Origin of the sequence: Paenarthrobacter sp. CM16 (assembly GCF_013179505.1) — a bacterium.
In the GTDB taxonomy this organism is placed as follows: Bacteria; Actinomycetota; Actinomycetes; order Actinomycetales; family Micrococcaceae; genus Arthrobacter.
Genome location: NZ_JABMCX010000082.1, coordinates 1 through 16862 on the forward strand (window position 1 = coordinate 1; position 16862 = coordinate 16862).

12 protein-coding genes are annotated in these 16862 nt (G+C 58.6%); 9 read left to right on the top strand and 3 right to left on the bottom strand.

Features of this window, described 5'->3' with window-relative positions; genetic code table 11:
• Positions 1-633 (bottom strand): DNA cytosine methyltransferase (locus HP499_RS09300; protein WP_172323804.1); only part of this gene is annotated, 633 nt, incomplete at its 3' end.
• A gap of 492 nt (positions 634-1125) precedes the next feature.
• On the opposite strand from HP499_RS09300, the gene HP499_RS09305 reads away from it, so the two are divergent.
• Complete coding sequence (locus HP499_RS09305; RefSeq protein WP_172323805.1) at positions 1126-2739, top strand: SIR2 family protein; 1614 nt, start codon at positions 1126-1128, stop codon at positions 2737-2739.
• A gap of 459 nt (positions 2740-3198) precedes the next feature.
• Here HP499_RS09305 and HP499_RS09310 read toward each other — a convergent pair whose 3' ends face one another.
• Positions 3199-3918, bottom strand: a complete 720-nt coding sequence (locus HP499_RS09310) for an NUDIX domain-containing protein (RefSeq protein ID WP_172323806.1) — start codon at positions 3916-3918, stop codon at positions 3199-3201.
• 50 nt (positions 3919-3968) lie between these two features.
• Here HP499_RS09310 and HP499_RS09315 point away from each other — a divergent pair, with 50 nt between their 5' ends.
• Positions 3969-4673, top strand: coding sequence for an ARPP-1 family domain-containing protein (locus tag HP499_RS09315; RefSeq protein ID WP_172323807.1), 705 nt, complete (start codon positions 3969-3971; stop codon positions 4671-4673).
• Positions 4674-4680: 7 nt separating this feature from the next.
• On the opposite strand, the gene HP499_RS09320 is transcribed toward HP499_RS09315, so the two are convergent.
• Complete coding sequence (locus tag HP499_RS09320; RefSeq protein WP_172323808.1) at positions 4681-4872, bottom strand: hypothetical protein; 192 nt, start codon at positions 4870-4872, stop codon at positions 4681-4683.
• 41 nt (positions 4873-4913) lie between these two features.
• Between HP499_RS09320 and HP499_RS09325 the strand changes: the two genes are divergently transcribed.
• The 7 genes from HP499_RS09325 to HP499_RS09355 form a co-directional block, all read left to right on the top strand.
• A complete protein-coding gene (locus HP499_RS09325; protein ID WP_172323809.1) occupies positions 4914-6449 on the top strand; it encodes an ADP-ribosylglycohydrolase family protein in 1536 nt (511 codons plus the stop codon).
• A 13-nt stretch (positions 6450-6462) separates the two neighbouring features.
• On the top strand, positions 6463-7464 hold the full coding sequence (locus HP499_RS09330; RefSeq protein WP_172323810.1) for a sigma factor-like helix-turn-helix DNA-binding protein: 1002 nt from the start codon (positions 6463-6465) through the stop codon (positions 7462-7464).
• 5 nt (positions 7465-7469) lie between these two features.
• Positions 7470-8993 carry a hypothetical protein gene (locus HP499_RS09335; protein WP_172323811.1) on the top strand — a complete coding sequence of 508 codons (1524 nt, stop codon included), beginning with the start codon at positions 7470-7472 and terminating at the stop codon, positions 8991-8993.
• A gap of 221 nt (positions 8994-9214) precedes the next feature.
• Positions 9215-10444, top strand: a complete 1230-nt coding sequence (locus HP499_RS09340; protein ID WP_172323812.1) for a hypothetical protein — start codon at positions 9215-9217, stop codon at positions 10442-10444.
• A gap of 399 nt (positions 10445-10843) precedes the next feature.
• On the top strand, positions 10844-13183 hold the full coding sequence (locus tag HP499_RS25480) for a PD-(D/E)XK nuclease family protein (protein WP_216659879.1): 2340 nt from the start codon (positions 10844-10846) through the stop codon (positions 13181-13183).
• Positions 13180-16371 carry an exodeoxyribonuclease V subunit beta gene (locus HP499_RS09350; RefSeq protein ID WP_172323814.1) on the top strand — a complete coding sequence of 1064 codons (3192 nt, stop codon included), beginning with the start codon at positions 13180-13182 and terminating at the stop codon, positions 16369-16371. The genes HP499_RS25480 and HP499_RS09350 overlap by 4 nt, the downstream gene beginning before the upstream one ends.
• 4 nt (positions 16372-16375) lie before the next feature.
• The coding region (locus HP499_RS09355; protein ID WP_172323815.1) for a nuclease-related domain-containing protein at positions 16376-16862 on the top strand (487 nt) is incomplete at its 3' end.

A 16862-nucleotide genomic window follows, 5' to 3' on the forward strand; every position in this document is an offset into this window, starting at 1 on the left:
CGAATAGATTTCATACTCAGCGTCTCCTCCAGCATTGCGGAGGTCTTCAAGGATGCGCACGAACATCGGCTGCCCACCGTGGGTGGACGAAAGAAGGCCCTTCACGTTCTCCATGACAAACACGGAGGGCAGAAATGTTTTGATTATGTGGAGGTACTCCTTGTAAAGGAAGTGCTTCTTGTCTTCCTCGAACGCTTCGTCATTTGCCCGCCGCGAGCGACCCACCAAGGAGTACGCTTGGCACGGAGGCCCACCCACAAGAACCCAATTGGTCTTCCCGTCGAGCGCCTCGCGTATTAGTGCATCGGATTCGTTTCTAGTTTCCTCACCAAGCTCAAGCTTATGCACACGTTGAGATGCTCGGTCGAGTGCGGCCAGCATGCCGGGATCGTCTCTCAAAGCACCGTATTCAACCTCGCCACGCGCGAATCGATAGTAGACATCGGGCACACGGCCCTGGCTCTTTAGATCCCGGAACGCGTGACGAAGCGTTAGCGTGGCGTGCGCCGAAGTCTCCATCTCAATAGCGGCGACGGACTCAAAAACATTGAAGCCTTCGCGGCGCAAAGCCCCAAAACCTTCGCCGAGACCACCTGGTCCTGCGAATATATCGACGATGGGTATGGTTCCCAACTGTGTAACCTCCAGAGTACTGACAACGACCCTTAGGGTCGCCACACATGATGGCACAACAGCCAGCTTGCTAAATCTACTACGGGTGACCGACACTCATGAGACCTCCACGCCGGACGTGCCGTCATGCGGCATCAAAAGCGACCAATCACACGCTAAGGTCAAGCCATGGTACGAATTCAGAAGGTCACCAAAGGGGCCAGCGACGTTCAACCGCACAGAACGGATTCGTCGTGCACTTTCCAGACAGTGATCGGTGAGGAGGGGGAAGCTCTTCTGCATATCGCCACGTATGGTTCCGCCGGTCGAGCCATGCCTGGCAAGGCAAGCCAACAAATTCAGTTCACCGAATCTGCCGCCCGGGACTTGCTGGACGCCATTCACCTCGCCTTCCCTCGGCTCTCCGCAGCCGACAGTTCCAAGCAAGTAGTTCAGGATACAGCCGCTGGGGAGTAGAGACACTCCGCGAAACATCTGCGCTAACGTCACTTCATGACCAAGCCCCATGTCTTCGTCACAATGGCTGACATCCTGAACCTTGAATGCGACGCATGGCTCCTCCCCACAGACTCTTCCGTGAGCATTCGACCTCATTGGCAAGATGTTTACAAAGACCTTGTACAACTCGCCGAGGCATCGTGTGGTGAAGAGTTTCGAACCGGACAACTATTCGCCCAGGCCATTGAGAACTGGCATGCATCCGTTCCCAAGCCAGTCCTGACAGCAGTTCCGAACGACAACTTATGGGGCCCAGGCGTTGTGGCAGAGCGCTTGGAAGCATTCGTAGTGGCAGCCTTGGCGGCTCTTCCCGAGTTCCCCACCCGTAGACGATATCCGCTGCTGGCTATGCCGTTTTTCGGAACGGCCGGCGGCGGTGCTGGTAGGCATCTCGGGGCAGCGTTGCGGGACATTCTCACAGTCATCTCGGACCTAAGCATGCAACATTCTGTCGACATAGTACTGGTGCTTCGAGATCGTGCAGCGTTCTCGTTGGCTCAAAAGTTGCGTCGTGAAGACTGGATGGATCAACGACACAGGCGGGCCTTGCCCCCGGAGCTGCACGACAAGGCTGTTGAGCTCGGCAGAAAAGCCAAGGCGGGCCATCTGGTGCCCTTTCTAGGGGCCGGTGTCAGTGTCAGCGCCGGCGCGCCCACGTGGGGCCAACTCTTGGAGCGCCTGCAAAACGGCATTGAACTTGAGGATGTTTCGGACGTCGACTTTAATCGGCTTGGTCCCCTGGACCACGCCAGCGTACTAGAGCAGTTGTACGTAGATCAGTACGGTTCCCGACAACTATTCGAGAAGGCCGTTGTCGAAGCCGTTGATCTGCCCCGGTACGGTCTGGCGCCCGCTCTTTTGGCAACCATGCCGTCTGCTGGGGCAATCACGCTCAATTATGATCGCCTGTTTGAGATGGCATGCTCGGATGCCCGACGTCCGCGCACGGTGCTCCCGGAAGATGCCCCGACCGTCGGTGGCGCGTGGCTATTGAAACTACACGGTTCCGTGAGTAGACCGGAAACCATCGTGCTTACTAGAGACGATTACCTTGGGTTTCATTCAACTCGCGCCGCATTATCTGCGCTGGTCAAAGCCCACTTGATGACACACCACCTACTATTCGTTGGTTTTGGACTTGCCGATGACCATTTTCACGAGATCGTGCACGACGTACGCCGGGCATTGCCCGGGCAGAAACCAGCCGGTCAGCAGATGGGAACCGTACTGTCCCTGTTTCACGAGCCGCACCAGCGCCTAGTTTGGTCTGGCAGGCTTGAAATTCTCCCAATGGCAGGGAAAGCCCCCTATGGTATGACGGACAAAGAGCGGGAGTACGCAATTCAGGCGGCTGGACGGGACATGGAGATTTTCCTAGACACCACCGCGGCTTACGCGTCGGATGACCACTCTTACCTTCTTGCCCCTGCATACACGGAAGGATTGAGCCGGCACGAAGTGGAACTGCGCGCTCAGCTTCTGTATCTTGCAAGGCACAGGCGGACTTCAGCCACAGCGGAAGTCTGGGGCGTCATCGACGATGCGCTGTCTAGTCTCGGATTCGACCCCCAGGAAAGCTACGAACAGCTCTGGCCGCCTCACGAGTAGCAGATCGGTCGGCGGAACCCAACGTCAGTCGTACCTGCCACGAGTCACGATGACCACAGGGCAAATCTTGCGCTTCAATAGACAGAACACTCATTGAGGTCAGCAGGCCGTCCGCAGTAACAGGATGAAGTTGCCGCAAACTGCAATCTCACCTTTTGACCCATGCTGAAGCCCGGGCCTATGAGATTTCTGGTTCGGTATCAAACCCCGCCCTTGCCGCCGGGCTTGGTAGCCGAGGCAGCCTCACGCACGAGCATCAGGGGTCGGAATGTGTTACCTAGCCGCTGGAGCAGTTATCAAAACATATGGTGACCCGCCTTGGCGACTGAGGTCACCTCCCATTCTCTAGGCAATGCGCTTCTTCGCGCGGTGGCGCATATTTCCCAGATGGCATTGATCCACGTGTCCTTCAAGAATTTTCTCGATGCTCTACATCCGGGGGGGCGGCGCAGACAGAGATTATTGTCCTTTCATCCGCACCCACAACCGCGAAGGCCTCCCCCGCGTTCCATCCGACATCTTTCCCGTTCCCACCAGCTTCGGCTCCATGAACCGCCGGAAGGTGTCGCGCATCAGCGTTTCGCCGGCTACTGCTTCGTGAAGATCTCGCAGGTCCTTGAGCGTGAACGGCTCCTCAAGAAGTGCCCCCGGATCCGGCGCCTCAGCGTACGCTACGCGCATCCTCCCCACAGCGTTGGCCACAATGTCAGCGTGGCCGTACGGCAACCGTGCCACAACCTCCGGGTCCGCCATTACTGAAACCAGCCTGACACCGTCGGACGCCAACGCGGACTCAAGCGCAGCAAGCGGCACCATGTCGACATGTGCAACTGAGAGGACCCAGCCGCGGTCGTCACGATCCGGATCATCGAAGACGTGAAGCTGTTGAGGCACGCGGCCAGTGATCCCGGCTTTCTCGCGAAGACAGCGGAGCACCGCATCGGAAAGAAGCTCACGCTCTCTGAGGAAGGTCCCAGGGAGCGCCCACTCCCCCGCTCTATCACCGCTTGCACGCTGAACCAATAGCACACTCAGCGCGCCTTCCGACACGGTAAGGACCGCCGCATCTACTGCAACTGAGGGTCTCGGATAGTCCAGCAGTGTGCGTGACCTGGGATTTCGGGAAGCGTTCACATCATCATTTATCGCAGGCTTGCGCAAAAGAAGCAATCGCTGCATACTGAAGTCAATTAGCGCAAAAATGAGCTAATTCGAATCAGGAGGCACGAATGCAAGTCCCACAACTGCATCTGGGCGTTGGCACCGCTGTGGGCCCACTCAGCATCTTCCCGATCTGGACCTCAGGCCATGGTGACTTGGCCATCAGCACCGGTGCACACGCCAACGTCGCCGTCAACGAACTGCCTGACGGCGCCCAGGTAGGCAAGCTGATTGTCAGCAACAGCGGTCCCCGTCCCGCACTCCTCCTCGAAGGCGAACTCCTAGAAGGCGGGAAGCAACACAGAACCTGCGCCCGCGACGTCATCCTTGGTGCAGGCGAGACCCGAACCATCGGGACCTACTGTGTTGAGGAAGGGCGCTGGGAAGCCGGCATGAGCAGTCATCGGCGACAGAGTCGCCGCGCTCCCCTCAACGTCCGGGCAGAGCTGGCATCCCGCGCCGGGGCCTCGGACTCAAGCAACCGTCAAAGCCGCATCTGGGAAAGAGTGCGCCGTTTGGACGCCGCGCGTGGCGTTTCAGCCACCAGCTCACTCGTCGACCACCTTGACCGCCAGACACTGGCCCCAAGTTTCGACCCTAAAGACGCTCCACCCCCAATCGACGGCCAGCGCGGAGTCCTGTTCGGGATTGGTACGCAGCCGCTGGTGTTGGATTTTCGGCACCCACACGATGTTCCGACGCCACTACCACCAGCTCATTCGCGCGGCCCTGCTGGACCTCGAGCTGCTTCCGGCCAAGGTCACTGCATCTAGCCGGATGTCAGGGCAACGGGCCCGGGACTTCGCTGCGGCTGCCCAGGGGCTGGATTTCGGAGCGTTCGACGGCGGCCCACTCGCCGGAGTTCGAAACCACGGACCCCTCCGTAGCCGTCCAGTCAGCTCTCTCCGGGCCGGACTGGACGGTGCCGGCATCGCCGTCGAACTTCCAAACCGCCGTCCAGAGCTGGCGCACCTGACCGTTTGGAACACCAAACACCCCCTGATGGAGATCGCATGAAACTTAGTCCCCTGCAAAACGATCGTGCGGCAGGCGTCCTCGTGGCACTCGCGGCCGGAGACGCCCTCGGCGCCGCTTACGAGTTCGGCCCGCCGCTGCCAGACGAAACGCCGGTATTGATGAAAGGCGACGGACCCTTCGGCTTCGATCCCGCCGAATGGACCGATGACACGTCCATGGCCATTCCCTTGGCAAAAGCGCTTGTCTCCTCTGGACCGGAACTTGCCTCTGATGCGTCACTGACCAAAGTTGTGCGCGAGAGGAGTGTCTGGGCGGCTGGGTCCAAGGATGTTGGCGCGCAGACCAACGCGGTCATCGCCGCAGCCAATGCAGCAACTTCCGCTGGGAGGCCGGTGAACGCCTCGGACTTCAGAACTGCCGCACATGCGTTCCACGGACGCACCGGACGCAGCGCCGGAAATGGTTCACTCATGCGCACTGCTCCCCTTGCCCTCGCCTATCTCGATCGCGAGCCTGGTGAGCTGATGGCGGCGGCAGCCAGGGTGAGCGCGCTGACTCACGTGGATCCCGACGCCTTGGAGGCGTGCGGTCTCTGGTGTGTTGCCATCAGGGAGGCGGTCCTGACAGGAAACCTGAATGTGCGGGCGGGGCTGGCACTGCTGCCCCCTGACCGCAGGGCAGTTTGGCTATCGCGCATCGAGTCCGCCGAACAGTCACGTGCACGGGACTTTCACCGGAACGGGTGGGTAGTGGAAGCGTACCAAGGTGCTTGGAGCGCCATTCACTCCACAGTATCTGCCAACCTTGGGCCGAAACACCTCCGCCAGGCGCTGGAAGAGGCCGTCCGGGGCGGCGGCGATACCGATACTGTCGCGGCAATCGCCGGTGGACTTCTGGGCGCGGCCTACAGCTTCACTTCGGTGCCCTTCGAGTGGCGACGGCATTTGCATGGGTGGCCCGGACTACGCACCCGCGACCTCATGACACTGGGAATGGAGCTCGCCCGCGGAGAAGGCACACGGGAACAGTCCTGGCCGGGCGCAGCGCATCAGGACTACAGCATGTGGACCCGCACTGATGTGCTGGTACAGCACCCGCACGACGACGGCGTGTGGTTGGGTGGCGCCGGTTCCCTGGGGCGAATAGAAGCACTGGGGATCGACGCCGTTGCTTCCCTGTGTCGTCTCGGTAGTTCTGACCTGCCCACAGTTGCGGTGTCAGATCATGCATCATTTTGGGTCGTCGATTCGCCGGATCCATCCGACAATGCTGACGCGGCGTTTGTCCTCGCTGAAGCGGCTGCCGCCGTCGAGCAGTTCCGTTCTGAAGGGAAGACGGTGCTGCTCCACTACGTGAGAGCTGAGTCCAGAACCCCGACTGTTGCCGCTTTGTACAGTGCTGCTTCGTTGGGGATTGACGCTGAAACAGCACTGGACGACGTCCTGAATGTACTGCCCAACGCCTCACCGAATCCTATGTTCCTGGACATCGTACGGTCCGGCCGCTGTGCCTCGGGCCGTCACAAACCCTCGGCTCGCGGCGGCCTTCCTCATAATGTCCGAACCGCCTGATAGATATATGACCATGACCACAACTCCTGAACTCAGTCGGGAAGAACGCGACGCTGCAATGGTGGAGCGCTATGCCGACGGCGAGACTCTTGATGCCATCGGCCAGAGCTTCGGCGTCACCCGCGAACGCGTCCGCCAGATCATCGCAAAAGTAGGCGGCACAAGCGCCGAAGAGTCCCGCAAAAGCCGACTTGCTTCAAAGGAAGCCGCAGCGACGGCCGCCCGCAAGGCCTTCATGGCCGCGTACGGCGACTTGGCTCGCCAAATGGCCCGGCGCGGAGTTACCAGGCCTGATGCGATCGACAAACTGAAGGCACTATTTCCCGCGATGGACGCTGAGCTTGCCGAGGATGCCCTGCGGACGTCGTCGATCGTTTTCGACAAGTCACAGATGGAAGACATCTTCTCTAAAGAAGCGGTGGCGGCAGGTGTCTGGTACCTGTTGGGGTCCAACCTTGGGCTTGCTCCGGACCGTCAATGGGCCGCTGTCAATATCGAGCTGTCTCTGATGAACGAGCTCCGGGCCGCCTTGGAGTCTGCCGAAGCCGACGTCGAGGATGTCTCCACCATTCTGGGAGTTATCGGAGCTGCGCAAAAATACCTCCAAGAGAATCCCGAAACCAGTATCACCGGACAGCGATATGAGCATCTTCGCGACGAACTCGTGCCGGCGCTGGGCCTCGTCTCTCGCCAAGGAGCATTTCCGTGGCCCCCTACTCGTCAGACCGTGACCAAGCGTTTCGGCGGGTGGAACGAGGGCCTCGAAGCAATGGGGATCGGAACAGCTGCGAAAGGACGGCCGAAAGGGCTCCTGAAGTTCACCCAGGCCGACTACGAAGACGCCGTGCGCAATTTCAACAGATTCGCCCTGTCCAGCGGAGTCAAGCCGACATTCGCAGGTTACGACGCATGGGTCAAGCAAGAGATTCATGCCGGCAATTCCCGGCCCTCAGGTGCCGCAGTCAGGAACATCTACGGCACGTGGCTTGACGCTGTGCGGGCAGTCCAGGAGTAGAAATCATGATGGGGGACGACAAGGACAGCGAAACACGTGCCGCGGTGATTCGGGAAGCATACCGTCGCGGAGATCCGCTGGAAACAATAACGTCAGCGCACAGTGTCGATGCCGGCGACATTTTCGATGCTATTGCTGATAAGCCCAGCGACGAACTTGCGCGAGCCCGGTCGGTGGGCAGCCGAGCGGTCAAATCTATGAGCGCTCTTTGGAACAACGTGGAAATGGTCAGCCGGTTGGATGATGCCGGCATCCCACTGTTGGACACCCCGAAGGTGATCGGTGCGCTCGGGAACGACATTGACGTGGATGTAGCCGTAGCTATTCTGAAATTCCTTGGCATTCCTGACGAAGCACCCGCGGAGCCCGCTCCTAAACTGCTGAGCGATAGGTTGAGCCTGCTCTACGTCGTCGGGAAGCATCACGGCATTGAACCCGACTACCAGCTTGCACTTGCAAAGATGCCGTTGGATGCCGTCGCTGCCTTTCGGGAGCTCGTGAAGCCCGAGGTTACTTACACTCGCTTGGCAGAGATTCTGGCGGTCGCTGAAACCACTGCCTTGGCCATACACGCCAAGTCGATTGCTACCCTCACTTACTCCGAGTACGACGAAATGGCCCAACAGATCTCGCGGCGACTGGGAAGAGTTTCCCGCGACGAGAAGGACCCGTGGCCAGTACCTATAGCCAGCCTCGTCAGCCGCTACGGTGGTGGCAGTTGGCAGGGAGCTTTGGACACCATCCGACTGAACGTGGGCACACCTGAGGGGCGATTCGGGACGAAAGAACACCAAGATGCCCTCGACTCGTTTCTCGATGAGTGCGAACTGTGCGGCTACGCAATGAGCGAAGAATCTTACGACCTCTGGGGCTTTTCGCAAGCGGGAATGCTGATCGAGCGACCATCCGCGAACGAAATCATGCGGCACTTTGGTGTTTCTTGGGACGAGCTCATTGATCAAGTATTTGGCAGTGAGCTGACCGAAATGTCAGCCACACCGCTTCAATCAAAGTTCTTGCTGCAAGCGCTCCGTGATGAGCACGCAATAGACGCCGACGGCGATGGGGAGCCTATCGACCACGATTGGCACCGGGCGGGAGTTCTCATCAGCGACCTACTCGCACAAATGCCTTGGAACAGCTTCCTAAGAGTGGAGTATGCAGGGACGAGAACCAACGGCGCCAACCCCTATGCACAAGCAACACCTAGCGCGGACGGAGTCTGGTGCGAGGTCGTTTCGGAGGAGTTCTTGCCTGCCACAGATTGGCCAATCGACCGGGAATTCTTGGCAAGTAACGACTGGTCGGAACCGGACGCCGATTTTCCCAACTGGTGGAAATCCCAGGTCTCACCACGCGATGCCGGGCATCAGATTGTCTCAGCCTTGAGATACGGCAGAAAGTGTGTTGACGTTACGGAGTTTCGCTGGTCCACAGGAGAGTTCCCCCCGGGCCCCGGACCTGACGGAGGAGTAACCCTGGATGATGCGCTAAATGGTGCGGTTCAAACCCTGAGGAACGCGAGTTGAAACCTGAGATGAACGTCGACGGAGCGTACTCAGAGCAGGCCATGAGGCTCCCCTTAAGGTGCATGGGTCCTACTCCCGAGGCCAAGGCGGCCGCAGCGTATCGGGCAGGTAGACCACTGTCCGCGATAGCTGAAGAGACCAGTGCCAGTGGGTATGAACTGCTCCGAAAGCTGGGCCCCAGAATCGCCGAACGCGGAGAACTGGAACGTTCACGGTCACTCATGGCGCGCAGTCAGAAGACGGCCGATCTCTTGGCTGAACAGCGAAATACGATCCAGCAGCTTCTGTCTGCTGGAATACACCACTCCGAGATCCCTAAAGTCCTTAAGGCTTTGGGCACTCCCGTCGACAGTGAAATCGCCGTGGCACTGCTCTGCAATCGGCGCTGGCTGGCGAACAACTCGGAGCGGACAACGCCAGCCAGGCCCATCGCTATTCTGGACCGGTTCAGCCTGCTGTACATAGCGGGCGTGCATCTCCGGGTTGAACCCGACTACAAGGCCGCGTTAGCCAACATGGCTCCGGGCGACATTCAAGAAATCCGGGACAATCTGGGCTCATTCCTCAGCAGCGCCCGCGTAGCTGAGATACTGGCCATCGTCGAAGCTACTACCCTTAAGGTCCAAGCCGACAAGGTCAATGGTCCTTCCATTACGGCTTACGGCGACGCTCTGCAAGCACTGGCCTCACCTGCTGAACTCAGCACGATGTGGCCCTATTCCGCCCGGAATCTTCGACGCCGGGTAGGTAAAGGATCGTGGGAACAAACTCTTCGCGCGGTTGGCCTCAGCATGAACGAGGCGGCAGCAAGGTTTGAAGCCGCGGATTTCGACGCAGCCGCTGAAGACTTCAAGGAAGCCTGCTCGGATCACGAGTCGCCGTTCTTTCCTAAAGACGTTTCCACCTACGACACCTGGGTCATCAACGAAGCAGCGGCGGGACGTGAGCGACCTTCTCCCATCGAGATGAGGAGACATTTCAATACGTGGGAAGAAGTCATCTCAGCTGCGTATTTCACCGATGACGATGAGGTGCGCAGTCTCTCGAATCAATTCCGTGCTGAAAACCGCTTGGAGCAGAAGTGGGCGTCCGTTGGAGAAGAGCTCAATGAGGCTTTGGCTGACCTGTCCGAAGGTTGGACCCTGATGATCGAATCCGGGAAAGAGACCTTGGAAGGCCCACCTCTACGTGCTCAAGCCAGCATCGTCAAGGGCGACGTGCTATGTGAAATCAGGCCAGCCTGGGGCTTCGCAGGCGAGCAAATATCCGACGAACCAAGTTTGGGACCTCGCGGTTGGCGAGCATCGAACTGCACAACATCCAACTTGTTAAACAACCTCGGAGATCCGATGAACGCTGGCCATGAAATTCTTGTCGCGCTCCGAGAGGGTTTCGGAATACGTACACCTGGCGAGATTCACTGGCAGACGATCCGTTCGGATGCCGATTGACACGCGTCTCAGGACAATTAGCCCACTAGGTGGACGAACCGGGCCGGATATCCAAAAGCGTGATACAACAACCAAACAAGCAAAATGGGGGCAACATTGATCGTCGAGTTCGGCTGGTTCCTGGACCGTGCGCCGTGGGCATTCAGCAATCCGGGACTGAACCGGGTTCGAGTTGGACGCAAGGGTTTTACCAACCTTCTCTTGACCAGGCTCGGACTCACACGGCCGGACACCACACACGCTGATCGTGTGGGGCAATACTTGCAACGTCTGCTGTCCATCGATTCCGAAGACAAATGGTTCCACAGCTCACTTGCAGTTGACCCGTGGTCCACAGCTGCAGAACTTCTGGAGGCCCGCGACGACGCCGTGAGCAATGGGTGGTCCGGAGTTCTGCCTGTGGACGCCACGCCCGGAGCCAAGGTCTCCCCTCTGCTGCAAACATTGGCCGCGGTCGAAACCGCCAACGGAGATGTTTCTCCAGCTTTGGCCGATGACATCCGGGGCTTGCCGGCTGCGCTGCTCTCACCGCTGCCATTGGGGATCGATCAAGTCATTCTTCAACATGCTGAATTTAGCTTTCCGAAAATCTGGCAGGACATCTTTATGCTTCTTAGGGGGCGGGGAATTCTGGTCAGTGAGAAAGCGGTGAATGGCGCACAACCACAGCTTCACGTTCTGACGGCGGAAACGGAGTGGGAAGCCGCGGAAAACGTCGCTCGCTGGTTGGCTTGCGGCGACAATACGAAAACTGCAGTTGTGTGCTCAGACCACACGTCTGTCCTCGACCACTATCTGGCTGATAGAGGGCTTCCGCGTTTGGGTGTCGGGGCAAGCTCCAGTTGGCGTGCCAATGACCAAATCATCCCCCTGTTTTTCGAGGTGATCTGGGGTCCAATCAACGTCCGGCTGCTGGCGGAGTTTCTCTCTTTGCCTGGAACTCCGGTGGAGCGCCCGGCCTCGGGGTATCTTCTTCAAGCACTCAAGCAAGCTCCCGGCACGGGCAGCGAGGCGTGGTTTGAGGCTTTGGATAAGATCGCAGACCATCAGGATTTGGGTCCTTCGTGGGCCTCTGACGTCGACCAGTTGTTCAATACGAGCCTCATTGACGGGGACACGGCACCCGGGTCCGTCCTTGTGGAAAAAGCGGCCTGGCTGACGGCACAGCTTCGTCGCCTCGCAAAGAAAAAGTCTGCTCTCCTGCCGACAGTGGAACAGCTCCTGCAGGTCATTGACCTTCTATCTACTGTCCCGGAAGTATCGAGGCGGGACGTGCGACGAATCGTCAGTTCGGTCATCACACCGCAATCGAGCTCCATTGTCGCTCAGGAAGCGAGCCCATGGATGCGGCTGGCTCACCTCAGCGAGCTTTCCGACGACGTCGATGATGTCCTGTGGTGGGGTTTCAAAGATGCAACCCTTATGCCCGGGAGACGGTGGGAAGCGCATGATGTGGCAACACTGGAGAAGGTCGGCATCAGTTTGCCCGCTCCAGAGGACGCAGCCGCTTTTGCCACCCAACAGACCCTGGCGTCTGCCGTCCACTGTAAAAACCTCATCCTTATCGAGGTAGAGCAGGCACACGGTGCACGAACGGAGGGACAGGGGTTGCTCGAAGCCCTTGTTTCCGCGCAGCCCTCAACAAATCCGGAAGACGCGACAAAGCCGCTGACGGACCGTGTGCGTGAACTGAGATCCGTGCCGGAGCAACTCACAACCGCTGATGGACTCTGGGATTTTGCCGGCCGCTCGGCTAAGCTCGCAGCCGCTCCCCAGCTGTCGCCCACTCCCCCGGCTGCAATTTACAACGTCGGCGCAAACCCGTCGTTGAAGCCGAAGCAATTGTCCTTCTCGCAGCTCTCAAAGCTGCTCGGTTGTTCTTTCGCTTGGGTGCTGGAGAAGAAGTCGAATGTGCACGCCACCGACGCTGCCCTGATTCCCGCTGACAACACGTTGCTCGGCATCTTTTCTCACAAGGTGGTGGAGGCTCTCCACCACCAGCTCAGTGCCGAAAACAGGGCCATTCCCGAAAAGGAAGAAATCCACCGCTGCATTCGTGCAGTCCTGCCCCAGTACGCGGCAGAACTGTTGCTACCTGGCCAGCAGCGACGTCGGGACGCGATCGTCGGTATCCTGATTGACTCGGTTCACGCCTTCTTCAGCCAACTTTCTAAGGGCGGAGTCACCCTTCAGGAGGTTGAACAGGAATTTGAGAAGAATCTTGAACTTGTCGGTTCACAGGACAATTACCTAGTAACAGTTCGTGGAAGCGCCGACGCCGTCGGGGTTGACGGCGATGGGCGACGGGTTGTCATCGACCTGAAGTGGACCAACCATGCTAAGTATCGTCGGGAGGAAGTTGCTGGCGGCACCGCGCTACAGCTTGCCCTGTATCAATGGGCACTGCACCAGGGTGCGGACACTACTGACGATCCCACTGCCTACTACATGCTCAAGCAGGGATCTTTTATCTCTGCTGACTCGCATTTCGGCCAGCCACTTCAGAGTGCGGTGAAGCCAACCGACCTCTGGGACAGCGCGAAAAAGGCGATCACATTCAGCATCGACGAAGTAGTTAACGGCCGTGTCACCGCCACCCAAGTGGTCGAGGACAATCGGGCCGAGACTGAACCGGGCCGCGAAAGCGAATGGCGGGACAGAGGCCTCCACTACATCAAGCCACCCTGCCGTTTCTGTGAATTGGGAGTGCTGTGCGGGTTGAAAGGTGACTTTTCATGACCAACCTCGACAATGTGACGATGGTTTCGGCAAGCGCCGGCACAGGCAAGACGTACCACCTGACCTCAGAGATCACGGATCGCATCCAGTCCGGACTGACGGCAACCCAGATCATGGCCACAACTTTCACTAAGAAAGCCGCTGCTGAGCTCCAGGAACGAATCAGCGCTCGGCTATTGGAACATGCCGGGGCTGCCGACGGTTCACATGCCCGTTCACTACAGCTTGCTGCTCAACAACTTCCAGCGAGTCTTATTGGCACTGTTAACAGTGTCTGTGGTCAACTGCTGCAGGAGTACGCAATAGACGCTGGTCTATCTCCTGCACTTGAGGTCATCCCCGAAGAACAACTCAGGAGTATCTTCCACCTTGCCGTCGATTCCGTCTTGGCCGACCATGCGACGGGGATTCTACCGATTGCCCGCCGTATGGGAACCGACGAAGACTCGCCCTATGACTCGCAAACTTGGCAGGATACCGTCCGGTCAATTGTCGATGCGGCCAGAACCAACCTGCTCCGCTCAAGTGACTTGGCAGCCTGTGCAGACAGATCGTGGGCAGGCATCCGCGAGCTGCTCGACGATCCCGCCGAGGATGAACGTCCCGTTTGGCTGAGCGATATGCGCGCAGGGCGAGCAGAGCTGGAGGAACTGGCCAAGACAGGACTCGACGCCGCCGGCAGACAAGCAAAGATCGCTACTGGAGTGTTCGTCGAACAGTATCCGAAGGTCATCCAGAAAATTGACTCCGCAACGACGCCGGACGAGACCCCATGGGAGATATGGCGGGGTTTCGTAGCATCGAAACCCGCTGCGCCAATAGCTCAAATCTTCCTGGATCTCCGGACGCGGATACACGAAGGACTATTGTCCAATCCGGCATTTCACTCGGACATTGAACAGTACATTCGTAAGATATTTGCCTGCGCGGCAGAATGCCTGGAAACCTACGCTGATTTTAAGCGCCTCCATGGCTTGATGGACTTCGTCGATCAAGAGACCCTCGTCCTCGATTTGGCACACACCAGCGATGCGTTTCGCTCTTCCTTCTCTCGGAGGATCAGCTTCTTGGTAGTGGACGAGTTCCAGGACACGAGTCCCCTCCAGCTTGAGCTTTTCCTGCAACTGAGCGGTTTGGTCAAAGAAGCCGTATGGGTCGGCGATCCTAAGCAAGCGATCTACGAGTTCCGTGGAACAGACCCTGCCCTCATGCAAACCGTTGTGGATCAGGTGGAGAACAAGCGCCAGCTTTCAGAATCCTGGAGATCGTGCTCGTCTGTCATCGCATTGTCCAACGCTGTCTTTGAGCCTGTTTTCGGAACATTAGGGATGCCCGCTGCGTCAGTTCGGCTCGATATGCCTGACGCACACAAGGACTGGCCAAAGGGAAGCTTGGAAGCGTGGGCCCGTCCACAGAAGAACGACGACGACCGGCTTCTGGCCACAGCTGCCGGGGTAGCCGACCTCCTTAACCGTCGTAGGAACGTGAAGCCCGGCGACATCGCCGTTCTGACGCGCTCAAACAAGGACGTTGACGCCATCTCCGCTGCACTGGACGGTTTGGGTATTCGGGCAACACGAAATCCGCGCAAGCTTAATGAAGCCCGGGAAGTTCAGCTTGCTCGCGCAGCCATGGCATATGTTGCTGATGATCGAGACACCATTGCCCTCACCGAGTTGGTGGCGTTGCATCCTGGCCATCCCTCCAATGGAACTTGGCAGCGGGAGCTGTTATCCGCCGTCGAGCCCGAAACCGTCCACACCAGCTGGGCCCAGCAGCCTCAGGTACGTGCTTTGACCCGGGTCCGTGACCTCGCTGGCACAGCAACGCCACTTGAGATTTTTGAGGCCGTCATCGGCGCCGTCGGGCTGACAAATCACATAAAGTCTTGGACGTCTCCCGAAACCCGTCTCCGGAATCTCGACGCCATGAGAGGCACAATCGAAGATTACTATGAGCACTGCAGGGCGCTCCGGGCGCCCGGAACACTGCGCGGCTTCCTGACATTTTTCGCTTCCGCTAATCACCAATCAGCGGAAAACGCGGGCCCCGACGTCGTCAATGTAATGACTTATCACAAGGCCAAAGGTTTGGAATGGCCCGTGGTCGTTATGGAAGCCCTGGATAAGGACGTCCGCTTCGCCGCTTTCGGCACTGCCGTTGAACAGGACGGAGAGCTGGATCTGGAACAGCCGCTCAAGGACCGATGGATAAGGTTCTGGCCAAGTCCGTTCCCCTATAAGGCTTCGCCGCTCGACGCGGCCGGCCAGACAAGCCAGGTCGCCGTTGACGCGGAGCTTCGGGAGCGCAACAACACGAGCCGGCTCATGTACGTGGGGATGACTCGTGCCAAAGAAACCACCATCCTGACTGCGAAGTCGAATCAGCCACAGCTCCTCAACTTGTTGGGTGTCCCCTCGCTCGTATCCTGGTCAGGAGAGGTTGAAGATGGATTGCTGAACATTGCGGGAAGTTCTCCCCTGCCCGCCCGGGTTACCTCGTTTGACGTGCAAGAAACCAGGACCGACCAGACAGTTAACGTTGCCCAGTTCAGAGACCCAGCTAGCTTGCAGCCACTGCCCGTCTACCCTCCGGCTCGACTCACCGCGAGCTCCGAATCATCCTCCGACTATGACGTGAAAGTCCTGCTGGCTACAGAGCTCGGTCCCAGACTGGCTGCACGCGGTTCTGAAGAGTGGGGTGCAGTGGGAAGCGCCGTTCACGCGTACTTGGGGACGCAATACTCAACGCTTACTTCCGCCGACCAGCTTCAGCTTGCAGAGACAATCATCGAGCGATGGAAAGTAGGTCATGTAGTAGCTCCGGAACTGCTGATCGACTCCGGTGCGCGACTCGAAACGTATCTGCAAACGGAGTACCCGGGATGGACATACCATCGCGAGGCGGCCATTGGATGGCGGACTGAGAACAGAGTGATGCAAGGGTGGATAGACCTTCTGCTCGAGGGACCTGAGGGATGCGTCCTCATCGATCACAAGACCTATCCCGGGAATGACCCTGAGGGCCATATCCGAGACAAATACCTCGGCCAGATGGCAGCCTACCGTGATGCATTGGCGGCCGCCGGGATGCCCGTGATCCGCACGCTCATGCATCTTCCTGCTTTGGGCCAAATCTATGAAGTACTACCCGTTTCCGAAGCCGCCCAGCCCACCACGGAAGGCTGAGTAAATGAGATTCATACCCGAAGAACCGCATTTCACTGAGGGCCAGAGTGCAGAACGTTCAGTGTGGGAAGCCCTCAATCGAACCCTCCCGGACGATGCTGTGCTAGCCCACTCCGTTCAGCTGCGGGATGGCAGGGCAGAACATGAGATCGACATTTTGGTCCTCTGGCCGGGGGTGGGCATGGCGGCGATCGAAGTCAAAGGTGGCCGAATCTCCGTGGAAAATGGTCAATGGTTACAGTCCGACAGGGGCGGAAGCCACAAGATTCAGAGCCCGGTAGTGCAGTCTCAAAGTTCTCACCACGCCCTGAAGAACTGGCTGGGGCGGCAGCTCGGTACACCGCTGACCAGTCGCTTCGCCTACATGGTCGCGTTCCCCTACACCTCCGTTCCAAAGGAGTGGGGCATGGCTGGGTGCCCCCGCACTTTGGTTCTGGACGACAGACAATGCGAGTCGCCGGCTGAACTCGTCCGGAGGGCCATAGAAACAG